At 70.9% G+C, this 11,037-nt stretch carries 12 protein-coding genes; 4 read left to right on the top strand and 8 right to left on the bottom strand.

Annotation, left to right across the window (positions count from 1 at the left end; all coding sequences use genetic code 11):
* Positions 1-59: 59 nt before the first annotated feature.
* A complete protein-coding gene (locus tag ACIREE_RS38210; RefSeq protein ID WP_404163228.1) occupies positions 60-1,250 on the top strand; it encodes a sensor histidine kinase in 1,191 nt (396 codons plus the stop codon).
* Positions 1,251-1,354: 104 nt separating this feature from the next.
* Entirely contained in the window at positions 1,355-1,963 is a 609-nt protein-coding gene (locus tag ACIREE_RS38215; protein ID WP_404163231.1) for a DNA-binding response regulator, read from the top strand.
* A gap of 40 nt (positions 1,964-2,003) precedes the next feature.
* Here the strand turns inward: ACIREE_RS38215 and ACIREE_RS38220 are convergent, their stop codons facing one another.
* Positions 2,004-2,633, bottom strand: a complete 630-nt coding sequence (locus ACIREE_RS38220; protein ID WP_404163234.1) for an NADH oxidase — start codon at positions 2,631-2,633, stop codon at positions 2,004-2,006.
* 251 nt (positions 2,634-2,884) lie between these two features.
* Between ACIREE_RS38220 and ACIREE_RS38225 the strand changes: the two genes are divergently transcribed.
* On the top strand, positions 2,885-3,823 hold the full coding sequence (locus tag ACIREE_RS38225; protein ID WP_404163236.1) for an MBL fold metallo-hydrolase: 939 nt from the start codon (positions 2,885-2,887) through the stop codon (positions 3,821-3,823).
* Between the two features lie 45 nt (positions 3,824-3,868).
* On the opposite strand, the gene ACIREE_RS38230 is transcribed toward ACIREE_RS38225, so the two are convergent.
* Positions 3,869-5,122, bottom strand: a complete 1,254-nt coding sequence (locus tag ACIREE_RS38230) for an MFS transporter (protein WP_404163239.1) — start codon at positions 5,120-5,122, stop codon at positions 3,869-3,871.
* 107 nt (positions 5,123-5,229) lie between these two features.
* Between ACIREE_RS38230 and ACIREE_RS38235 the strand changes: the two genes are divergently transcribed.
* Complete coding sequence (locus ACIREE_RS38235; protein WP_404163242.1) at positions 5,230-5,682, top strand: SAM-dependent methyltransferase; 453 nt, start codon at positions 5,230-5,232, stop codon at positions 5,680-5,682.
* A gap of 50 nt (positions 5,683-5,732) precedes the next feature.
* Here ACIREE_RS38235 and ACIREE_RS38240 read toward each other — a convergent pair whose 3' ends face one another.
* The 6 genes from ACIREE_RS38240 to ACIREE_RS38265 form a co-directional block, all read right to left on the bottom strand.
* On the bottom strand, positions 5,733-7,214 hold the full coding sequence (locus ACIREE_RS38240; protein WP_404163246.1) for an FAD-dependent monooxygenase: 1,482 nt from the start codon (positions 7,212-7,214) through the stop codon (positions 5,733-5,735).
* Positions 7,211-7,744, bottom strand: a complete 534-nt coding sequence (locus tag ACIREE_RS38245; protein WP_404163249.1) for a truncated hemoglobin — start codon at positions 7,742-7,744, stop codon at positions 7,211-7,213. Before ACIREE_RS38245 ends, ACIREE_RS38240 begins: the two co-directional genes overlap by 4 nt.
* 21 nt (positions 7,745-7,765) lie before the next feature.
* The gene (locus ACIREE_RS38250; RefSeq protein WP_404163252.1) at positions 7,766-8,857 is read right to left on the bottom strand and encodes a GNAT family N-acetyltransferase; all 1,092 of its coding nucleotides are present in this window, start codon (positions 8,855-8,857) and stop codon (positions 7,766-7,768) included.
* Between the two features lie 85 nt (positions 8,858-8,942).
* Complete coding sequence (locus ACIREE_RS38255) at positions 8,943-9,230, bottom strand: hypothetical protein (protein ID WP_404163255.1); 288 nt, start codon at positions 9,228-9,230, stop codon at positions 8,943-8,945.
* A gap of 168 nt (positions 9,231-9,398) precedes the next feature.
* Positions 9,399-10,190: a helix-turn-helix domain-containing protein gene (locus ACIREE_RS38260; RefSeq protein WP_404163257.1), complete on the bottom strand. Its 792-nt coding sequence runs from the start codon at positions 10,188-10,190 to the stop codon at positions 9,399-9,401.
* Positions 10,191-10,293: 103 nt separating this feature from the next.
* Positions 10,294-10,872 (bottom strand): TetR/AcrR family transcriptional regulator, encoded by a 579-nt coding sequence (locus ACIREE_RS38265; RefSeq protein WP_404163260.1) that lies wholly within the window; start codon positions 10,870-10,872, stop codon positions 10,294-10,296.
* Positions 10,873-11,037 lie beyond the last annotated feature (165 nt).

The raw sequence follows: 11,037 nt of genomic DNA on the forward strand, positions 1-11,037 counted from the left end.
ACGGTACGGATCCGAACGGGCATGCACTGCATTCCGGTCAATCACAGGGTCAGAAGTGCGTGGCCACAAGAACCGCCCGCGGCATTCTGATGGCCGCGCTCGTGTGTTATCTGGGCATCACCTTCCTCAACATCTTGTCCCAACACCTCGGTCCGTACGGTCTGGTCCTCGCCGTCGTCTGCCTGATCCTGGTCTTCCTGCTGCAACTCGTGCACTCCGCGCCCGACTTCGCCGCGGCACGGCCGCGCACCAAGCTGCTCACCCTGGCCGCGCAGGGCGTCCTCTCGTACCTGCCGCTGGTCTGGTTCGGGGTGTCCTGGGGCGCGATGGCGGGCTTCTTCGCCGGATCCCTGCTGCTGCTCCTGCCGGCCAGAGCGGCCTGGACGCTCTACGGACTGACGACGCTCAGCCTGCTCGTCCCCGGCATCCTGCACGAGATGGCCGTCGTCGACCTGGTGTACATGTGCCAGACCACCGCGCTCACCGGCCTCGTGGTGTACGGCCTGAGCCGGCTGACCGGCCTGGTCGAACAGGTCCACAGGGCCCGCGCCGATGTCGCCCGACTCGCCGTCAGCAACGAGCAGTTGAGGTTCTCCAGGGACCTGCACGATCTGCTCGGGTACAGCCTCTCCGCGATCACCCTCAAGAACGAGCTGATCCACCGCCTCATCCTGGCCAACCCCCGCAGGGCCCGCGAGGAGGTCGACGAGGTGCTCGTCGTCTCCCGCCAGGCACTGGCCGATGTACGCCGGGTCGCCCGCGGTTACCGGGAGATGTACCTCAACTCCGAACTCCCCTCCGCCGAGTCGGTGCTGGCCGCCGCCGGGGTCTCGGTCAGCGTCGAGACCCATGACGAGATCGAGCGGCTGGCCCCGGCGACGTCCACCGTGCTGGCCACGGTGCTGCGGGAGGGCGTCACCAACCTGCTGCGGCACTCCAAGGCCTCGCACTGCCGGATCTCCGCGCGCATCGAGGACGGTCTGGTCCGCCTCACGATCGTCAACGACGGTCTGGTCAGCGCTCACCAGGTCCCCTCGCCGCACAGCGGCAGCGGCCTGGGCAACCTCCAGCGGCGGCTGGAGGACATCGGAGGCCGGCTGATCGTGCGACGCTTCCTAGACGATGCCGGCACCGACGTCTTCCGGATCACCGCCGAGGCACCGCTCCAGGAGGCACGTACCGGCGAGCCGTACGCGGCTGAGAGCACCGCCGACAAGGACACCTACGGCAGGTCCGACAGCGTCGCGTGACAGACCTGGCTCGATCTTGGCGTATTTGACGGAAAAACGACGGCGGATGCGCTTGGGTGGCATCCAGCGAATGCAGTCAGCAGGGGGAACGGGGAAAAGCGACGATGATACGGATCCTCCTGGCCGAGGACATGCACATGGTCCGCGGCGCGTTGGTGGCTCTGCTCGATCTGGAGGACGATCTGAAGGTGGTCGCCGAGCTCGAACGCGGTGACGAGATCCTGGGCGCGGCGCGCGAACACCGGCCGGACGTGGCCATCATCGACATCGACCTGCCCGGCCTCGACGGCCTCAGCGCGGCCGAGCTCCTGCACCAGCGACTTCCCGAGTGCCGGGCCCTGATCCTCACCAGCCTGGGCCGCCCCGGCACCCTGCGCCGGGCGATGTCCGCGCACGTCGCGGGGTTCCTCCTCAAGGACGCCCCGCCCAGCGAACTCGCCCAGGCCGTCCGCCGTGTCGTCGCCGGGCAGCGGGTGATCGATCCCCAACTGGCCCTGGCCGCCTGGGGCGGCGCGGAGAGCCCGCTGACCTCCCGCGAGACCGAGGTGCTGCAACTGGCCGCGCAGGGCACGGAACCGCAGGAGATCGCCGCGCGGCTCCGGCTCTCCGTGGGCACGGTGCGCAACTACCTCACCACCACCGTGACCAAGCTCAACGCGCGTAACCGGGTCGACGCGATCCGCATCGCCCGCGACTCGGGCTGGCTGCTGTGACCGGCCCCGCCGCATCGCCGCACGTCCCGCGGCGGTGCGGTCAGGCCGCGGACTCCGTCAGCCCGGCCCCCGCCAGATAGCCGAGGATCTCCAGGGTCAGCTCGGCGGGCAGCGGCAGCACGTCGACCATCGCCTCCGGCGTCATGGGCCAGGCCAGCAGCGACACCACCCACATCGCCTCCGGGCGGTGGATCTCCACCCGGTGCCCCAGGGTGTGGCACTCCACCAGGAAGGTGCTCCCGCGCACGGTGATCGTCGCGGTGGGCCGCAGCCGCACCCTGCGCCACGCCGGCAGCCGGACAGCGGCGAAGCGGGCGTCCCGGTCCAGGGGCACCACGGAGAGCACCGGCCCTCTGAGATCGTCGAGGGACAGCGTCCTGATCACCACGTGGGAGATGGCCCGGAGCACCGACAGGACCAGCGTGAAGGTCTCGTGCCCAGGGGCCGCCCGGCCCTCCGGCGGCGGCAGGTTGGCGAGCAGCACAGGACCGAGTTCCATCCGGCGCAGCGCTTCGGCCACCGCCGGACCGGGGTCCTCGACCCGCTCCGTGCCCTGCGGACCGCTGAGCACCAGTGTCCGCCCTTCCTCGTCCCAGTCGACCACCGTGTCCTCGCGCAAAGACCACAGGTGGTGGATGCGCAGGGGGGCGTCTTCCGCGTGGGGAGCCACGGTCAACCACCTCCTCGGGCAGCGGTACCGGCAGAGATGCGGCACAGCCCGCCGGCCCACTCGCGTCCTTGAGTATGGGACCGCGTACGGCGGTCCCGGCAGCGAACAGATCACACCGAAAACATGAGGAAATCACGGGTCTTCACCGCACCCGCCCGAGATGTGCTCCGACTCCCGCGATCCAGCCGTCGTCGAGACCGCCACGAGCGCCACCGGACAGAGTCGGTCAACTCACCTCTCTGGGAGCAACCATGACCGCAGCCCTCTCGACCGAGGCCTCCGTCCACCTCGCGCCACCCGTCATGGCGGAGGTCGCCGACCGGGTGTACGCCTACCTCCAGCCGCCGGGCGGCTGGTGCCTCAACAACGCCGGTCTCGTGGTCGGCAACGATGCCACGGTCCTGGTGGACACCGCGGCCACCGAGTACCGGGCGCGTGCCCTGCGCGCGACGGTGCAGCGCCTGGTCCCCGACGGCCCCGACTACGTGGTCAACACGCACTTCCACGGCGACCACGTCTTCGGCAACGGCCTCTTCCTGCCGCGCGCCACGATCGTCGCGAACGAGCGGACCCGCGCCGACGCCGCGACCGCCGGCCTCGCCCTGTGCGGTCTGTGGCCGGACGTCGACTGGGGCTACCTCGTACCGGCCCTGCCCACCCTGACCTTCCGCGATGCGCTCACGCTGCGCGCGGGCGGGCTGACCGTGGAGCTGCTGCGGCTGGGCCCCGCGCACACGGCGGGCGACGTGGTCGCCTGGATCCCGCAGCGGCGCGTGGTGTTCACCGGCGACCTGGTGTGGTCGGGCGTCACCCCGTACGTGCTGATGGGCTCGGTGGAGGGCTCGCTGCGCGCCCTGGACGAGCTGCGTGCGCTGGGTGCCACGACAGTGGTTCCGGGGCACGGCGCCCCGGGCGGCCCCGAGTTGTTCGACCGGACCGAGGAGTACCTGCGGTGGGTGCGCGACCTCGCGGTGCGCGGCGTGGCCGAGGGGCTCTCGCCGCTCCAGGTGGCCCGCCGGGCCGACCTGGGCCGCTTCGCGCACCTCCTCGACAGCGAGCGCCTGGTGGGCAATCTGCACCGCGCCCACGCCGAGTTGGCGGGATTGCCGCCGGGCGAGCCGCTGGACATCGCGGCGGCGTTCCAGGAGATGGTCGACTTCCACGGCTCGCTGCCCACCTGTTACCTGTAGGCCCCTCGGTCGGCGCCGGGTCACGGCACCGGCGCCGACCGCGGGTCACGCCTTGACGGTCTGCGGGACGCCGTCCGTCTCGGCCTCCGGTACGCGGGTCCTCTCCGCCCAGCGGACGGCGGGCCCGCCCGCGGCCAGCACGCCGAGGAAGAGGACGGCGATCAGCAGCCAGCCGGGGCCGCCGAACTGGTTGGGCACGGAGGTGACCAGCGCGGGGCCGGCGATCAGGGCGAAGGCGTCGCCCGTCGCGAAGGCCCCCAGGTACTGTCCCTGCGCGTTCGCCGGGGCCAGTTCGTACCGCAGCCCCCACCGGGCGGCCTCGCCCCAGATCTCACCGAAGGTGAAGAGGACCGAGGCGGCCAGGAGCACGGCGGTGGCGGCCCAGCCGGACAGCGAGCCGGTCACCGCGGTGACCGCGCAGGCGACGACGAGGACCACGGCGGTGAGTTTCTGCAGGCGTGCCGCCCCCCGTACGGTGTCCGCGTCGCGCGCCATCCGTACCTGGAGGAACACCACCAGCACCGTGTTGACCAGCATGATCCATGCCGCCAGGGCCCGCGGCGCGTCGGTGTGCACCACCAGCCACAGCGGCACTCCCACCGCCAGCGCGGTCGGGCCGATCCGGATGATCCCGGAGACCTGGGCGACCAGCAGGTAGGGGAGGTCCCGTACGGCGCCGCGCGGTTGCTCGCCGCGGGGTGCGGGCGGGATGCCGGGCACCGTGGGCAGTCGCATGTAGAGCGCGGCCACCAGCACCATGGAGAGGGCGTTGGCCCAGAACAGGGCGAGATAGGCGGTCGTCGAGTCGGTCGCGATGACCAGGCCCGCCGCCAGCGAGGCCAGCGAGAACCCGGCGTTGAACACGCTGCGCATGTACGCGGAGAGCCGCACCCGGCCCTCGCGGCCCATCACCCCTGTCACCAGCGCGCCCCGGGCGATGTTGCCGCTCTGCTCGGCGAGTCCGAGGACCACGGCCATCACCAGATAGGCGGTGAAGGAGTGCACGAAGGCCGCCGCGGACAGCGCCACCGCCTTGCCGAGCGCGAACACCGCGGTGGTCCCCCGCGGCCCGATCCGGTCGGCGAGCTTCCCCGCGGGCACCCCCAGGAGGAGACCCAGGATGCCGGCGAGCGACATGCCGAGGCCGACCTGGCTCGCCGACAGGCCCACGACATGGACGAAGTAGACGGCGCCGCCGGTGACGTAGAGGCCGTTCCCGAGGCTGGCCACGGCGGTGCACAGGACCAGCACCCGGCCGGGTCCCGGGTCGGGAAGCAGGCGGGACATCAGGCGGGACATGGCTGGTACCTCGCTCGGTGGGGTGCGGTTGACTCCGCGGTGGAGGGGCGGAGATGCTGCGCGGGTCCGGGACGATCAGGACCCACGGGACAGAAAGCGGGACCGGGATGCATCCGATCAGCCCCATCGGTGTCGTGCGCGGCGGGCGCGAACAGGTCCACGAGGACGGATGGGGAACGGTGGTCTCCCATGTCGACCTGGATCCGGCGGTGTTCGAGGTCTCGGCGACCTCCGGCCTTGACGCCTACTCGCACGTCGAGGTGATCTTCGCGTTCCATCTGGCGAAGCGGACCTGCACCGGGACCCAGCACCCGCGGGGCAACACCGACTGGCCGGTCTCCGGCATCCTGGCGCAGCGCGCGCCCAACCGGCCCAACCACCTCGGGGTGACCGTGTGCGCGCTGGCGGCCGTCGAGGGACTGACACTCACGGTGCACGGCCTCGACGCGCTCGCCGGCTCCCCCGTGTTCGACGTCAAGCCGTATCTGCCCGAGTTCGCCCCGCGCGGTGAGGTGCGGGGGCCGGCCTATGCCGCCGAGCTGATGCGCGGCTACTTCTGAGCCCGTCCCTACCGAGCCGACCGCTTCCGAGCCCGGGCAGCCGCCGCGGCTCATGGCACCGCCACCAGGTCCGTACGCGCCGCTGCGATCAGGGTGTTGGCCTCGTCCCTGGGCAGCTGCTCGTCGACGAGCAACGCGATCGGCAGCGCCGCCTTGCCGCGGATCCGCGCGGCGGGGGCGCTCCGGGACACCCGGCCGCCCTCGGACCCGGCCCGGACCGCGAGGAAGTCGATCCCCTCCAGCGGCAGTTCGGGGGCCCGGTCCACGACGAGACCCACCGCCCGGGCGCCGTCCGCGCCGTGCAGCACACACCGGCCGTCCCGGCGCTCCACGTCCACCAGCCGGTGGTCCAGGCGCACTTGACCCACCGTCAGCGGTACGTCGACGGGCTCCGCGTCGGTGGGATGACCCGCCAGCCGCGCCACGGTGCGCGCCACGAACTCCGGGTCCCGTTCCCGTAGCCGGCTGAAGGTGTTGGCCTCCCGGCGGCTGCGCAGCGCGAACACCGTCTGGTGCCCCTCGAGCCGCTCCCCGCGGCACAGTTGCTCGAACCACGCGGTGCTCTCCGCCGCCTCCGTACGCATCTGTTCGGCGACCGGCCGCCGGATGCTCTCGTACGCGGCCACCGCCTGGAGCGGGTCGTCGTGTGCCGCGACGCACCGGGCGAGGCTCAGCGCGTCGTCGATGGCCAGCATGGTTCCCGAGCCGGTCGAGAAGTGCACGGTGTGCGCGGCGTCCCCGGCCAGCACCGTGCGCCCGTCGGACCAGCGGCGGTTGGCGACGGTACGGAACGGCTGCCAGCCCGCCGTCCGGGCGGCCAGTGGGGCGCCGCCCAGCTCGTCGCGGAACAGTTCGGCGAGCCGCAGCTCCGACTCGGCCACCGGCAGGCCGAGCAGCCCGAGGGCGGACAGCGTGTCCGGATCGGCCTCGACGATGAAGGTGCTCTCGCCGGCCGCGTGCGGATAGGCGTGCACCACCAGGGGGCCGGGGCCCATGTCCTTGAGAAGGAAGCACGGTTCGAGGACCGAGGGGGTGCTCATCCACAGATACCGGGTGCGGCCCGGCGAGACGGAGGTGCCGAAACGGTCGGCGCGCTCCCGGCGCAGCTCGCTGCCCGCGCCGTCGGCCAGCACCACCAGATCCGCCCGGGGCGGCTCGGTGACGGTGCGTCTGATCAGCCGCACCCGGGGGCTCCGCGCCGCCAGTGCGCGGACCTGCGCGTGGAAGACCTGCCGGGAGATCCCCGACATGCCGAAGGCGCCCGACGGGATGCGTTCGCCGTCGATCATCGTGATCGTCTCGTCCCAGGTGGCGTACGCGGACTCGGGCAGCCGCAGCACCTCGGGGTGGACGGCCCGGATCCGCTCGGCGAACTCGTGCGTCAGCACGATGCCCGCGCCCGGCCCCCGGTCCTCCCGGTCGTAGAGGTCGACGGCCGTGTCCGGCAGCAGCCGGGCCAGCTCCAGGGCGCAGAAGGCCCCGGCGGGGCCACCGCCCACCACGGCCACGGTACGGACGGGGGTGCCGCTCATGCGGGGGTCCCGTCCCAGTGGAACCGGTCGCCGCGGGCCAGCGCGGCTCCCCGCGACACCGCGGTCATCTCGCCGCTCGCGATCTTCATGATGGTCAGGAACTCGGTGAAGTGCGGTTCTGCCGCTTCCAGTTGGGTGCCCGCCTCCTTCATCAGGGCGAGCCAGCGCAGCCGTTGTTCCCGGGTGATGAGGAAGTGGGCGTGCGCCTGGTGCATCTTCGGGTCCCAGGCCGCGGTCAGGTCGTTCTCGCCGTAGATCCGGCGGAAGTGGTCGTAGAGCCGTGCGGCGTGACGGTTCCAGTCGTGGACGGCGAAGAGCGGGGTGAGTACGTCGTCCTGAGAGACCAGCTCGTAGAAGCGGGTGGTGAGGGCCTGGAAGAACTCGGCACCGCCGATGCCGGTCCAGAAGTCGGCGACCTTCCGGTCGACCTGGGTGGGGGTCATCCGCTCGGCGGACTGCAGGCCCTGCTCGGCGACCAGGAGTACCTTCCCGTCGTGCCGGGGGGCCGAGGTGGCGCGGTGGGGTGACAAGGGCGTACTCCTTCAGTCGGATCAGTCGAGCAGCAGGCCCGCGGCCGAGAGCGTGCTGACGGTGCAGCCGCGCAGGCGTTTGGCCTGAACGGTTCCGAGCCCGTAGGCGATCGTGGTGATCCCCTGCGCGGGGGCCAGTTCGGCGGGTCGGTAGAACATCGTGGCGAAGTACGTGAACGAGGAATCGGGGTGCTCGTAGTCGGTGCCGCTCATCAGCGCCGTCCACTGGTCGCCGTCCCGTACCAGCAGCGTGAAGGAGAGCAGGTCGCCTCCCTTGCGGGCCTCGACGATCCAGACGTTCTCCGGGCCGAAGTGGTCCCGCAGGTGCCGGAACGAGTCCGCCTCCCGTTGTGCGTCCGGCACGCCGCCGTACTTGCTCACCAACTGGGCGCGCAGCGGGATGAGGTCGGGTTCGTCGTCGCCGATCGGGCGCTCGCGGATCTCGATGCCGCGGGCCGCGATCTCGCGCAGCTCACGCCGTACCGCGAAGCGCTGGTTGCGTCGCAGTCCCGCGATGTAGCCGTCCAGGTCGTCCCAGGTGACGTCCATGTCGCTGCGGTCCACCATCGGGACCACGGCGAACCCCGCCGACTGCAGCGCTTCGATGAATTCCGGGTAGTCGGGGCGCAGGAACAGCGCCGAGACACTGCGCAGGCCCTGGTCGCGGCACCAGTCGAGCAGGGCCTCCAGGTACGCCCGCAGCACGCGGGGGTCGCGGGAGCCGGGGCCGGCCGGCGCCGACTCGTAGTTGGGGCCCATCAGGATGCAGGACGGGAAGAGCTGCTCGGCGGGGAGTCCCTGCCACGGGTGCGGGCCGTCGGCCACCACGCCGTCGTCGACCGAGCCGCCCGACAGCACCCGCTGCGGGTCGAACCGCACATGCCCGGTGGGGGCGTCCATGACTCCGCCCACCAGGGCCACTTGGTCGCCGTCGGGCCCGGGCAGCCCGAAGGTGCGGGCGCCGCCGGGGATCCGGTTCGCGGCGAGCGAGATCCAGCGCCGGCGCAAGGTGGCCGGGGCTCTGCCGATCCAGCTGTCCCAGCTCTCGGGGATCTCGGTACGCATCTGCAGCCCGGCGGTGCCCAGCGCCGGTTCGGAGCGGTACTGCGTCATGACAGCCTCCTTACGGCCCTGCGCAACGCCCGTCCGGCCCGGCAACGCTCAGGGCTACCGGGCCGAATGGGCTGTGAGTCGGCCGTCAGGCCGCCTGAAGTTCCCGCGCCGTGTCCCACACCGGCGCGCTGTCCCAGACCGGGGCCTTGTCCCAGACGGGCGCGCTGTCCCAGACCGGGGCCTTGTCCCAGACCGGCGCGCTGTCCCAGACCGACAGGTCGTCGTCGGAACAGTCCCAGACCGACAGGTCGTCGCGGATCCGGTCCCAGACAGGAGCCATGTCCCAGACCGGCGCGCTGTCCCACACCGGAGCCATGTCCCACACGCCGAATTCGCCGGCCGACTCCGCTCGGATTACATTTTCGTCGCGCATGCAGCATCCCCTCGGAAGGTTTAAGGAAGGCGATCCGGCGGATCGCCGAGACACGGCCTTCGCCGCGCTCTTCGAGGAGCCTTGCAGCCTGAGTCACGACCTGTCTTCTCCTTAATTGCCGACCTTCCGCAGAGTATGGGTTTCCGACCCTTGAATTACTCTGGAAATCTATTGAAAGCTACTTGAATTCGCTTGATATTCGCTTGAAGCCGGGTCGAGAGGCCGTTCGGCGGGCAGCTCGAAGCCGGGCGCCGCGAAGAGGATGGGCGGGTGCGACCAGTCACGCGGGCAGAGCACGAGCTCCACCTCCGAGTCGGCGTACGGGTCGACGCTCAGCGGCCCGACCGTGGCCGTGAGCAGCGTCGTCTCCGGCGGATCCGCCGACTGCTCGGGTACCGCCCGCATGGTCGCGTGCAGGTAACAGGTGCCGAGCGGCACATGGTGCAGCACAAAGGGGCCGAGACGCTCCGTGGTGGTCCAACTGGACGGACGGCCCTGGAGTATGGGGCTGCCGAAGGAGCCGATGTAGATCGAGGAGACGGGTTCCGCCGCGGCCCGCGCCACCCCCCGCAGCCGGCAGTGCGCGAGGCCGCCGGGGCCGTCGGCCGAGGAGGGCAGGACGTACTCGCCCTTGCCCCGGCTCATCCTGCGGTACTGGGTGGGCGGGATGCCCACGGACTCGGTGAAGCGGCTCGTGAAACTGCCGGTACTGCTGTATCCGACCGTGCAGGATATGGTGGCCACGCCGAGGTCGGAATTGCGCAGAAGGCGTTTTGCCTCACCAATGCGCACTGCGCCGAGAAAACGGCCCGGGGTCACACCGGTGACCTGACGGAATACGCGCAGTAAATGGAATTTGCTTACCAGGACCGCGGCGGCTATTTCATCGAGGCTGAGGGGTTCCGCATAGCGTTCCCGCATTATTTGTACGGCCCGTTCCACCATGTGCTCCATGCGCATCTCCCGAACAGCCGGATGGAACAGGGCGCACGCCCGTACCCACGCTAGGGAGAATGCTTGGAGGCCTGCTGGACCTCGGATCGAGCCGATCCGTGATGGTGTGTCAGGCCACGGCGAGCCGGTCCACCAGCAGCTCAACCCTCGGCTCGGCGACCTCCGGCGACAGCCGTCCCGCCCGGGTCAGGGTGGCGAGGCCGTGCAGGGCCGCCCAGAACACTTCGGTGAACACTCCCGGGTGGACGCCGCCGCCGGCGACCTCGTCGAGGCTTTCCAGCAGGGCGGCGAAGGCGTCCTTCAGCGGTTGCGGGGTGTCCTCGTCCGCGTAGGCCAGGCCGCCGTCGAGCTGGAACATGGCGTCGTAGACCGCCGGGTTGTGCGCGGCGAAGTCGAGGTAGGTGCGGGCGAGGGCGGTGACCCGGGTCCGAGGTCCGTCCGCGGCGGAGGTCGCGGCCCGCAGCGCCGCGGCCATCTCGGCGGCGCCGTTGAGAGCGACGGCACCGATTATCTCTCGCTTGCCGCGGAAGTGGCTGTAGAGGACGGGCTGGCTGTACTCGATGCGCTCGGCGAGCCGGCGGGTGGTGACCGCTTCCCAGCCCTGCTGCTCGGCGAGTTCGCGGGCTGTCGCCACGATGAGACGCTCGCGCTCCACCCGTTCGCGCTGCTTGCGTTCCTGTACCGACATGGGCTGCTCCCAGCACCGCTAGGCAATCGAGCGGCAGCAGTGTTGGCGTTTGGCTTATAAACTAGCAGCACTAGTGTCCCGCGTCGGAGATCCGTCGTTAGTTTGTGTATGACTGCTTCTGCGGATGTGCCGGTGCCTCGTCGTGGTCCGAAGTTGGAACCGTTG

Source organism: Streptomyces sp. NPDC102467 (assembly GCF_044765445.1).
In the GTDB taxonomy this organism is placed as follows: Bacteria; Actinomycetota; Actinomycetes; order Streptomycetales; family Streptomycetaceae; genus Streptomyces.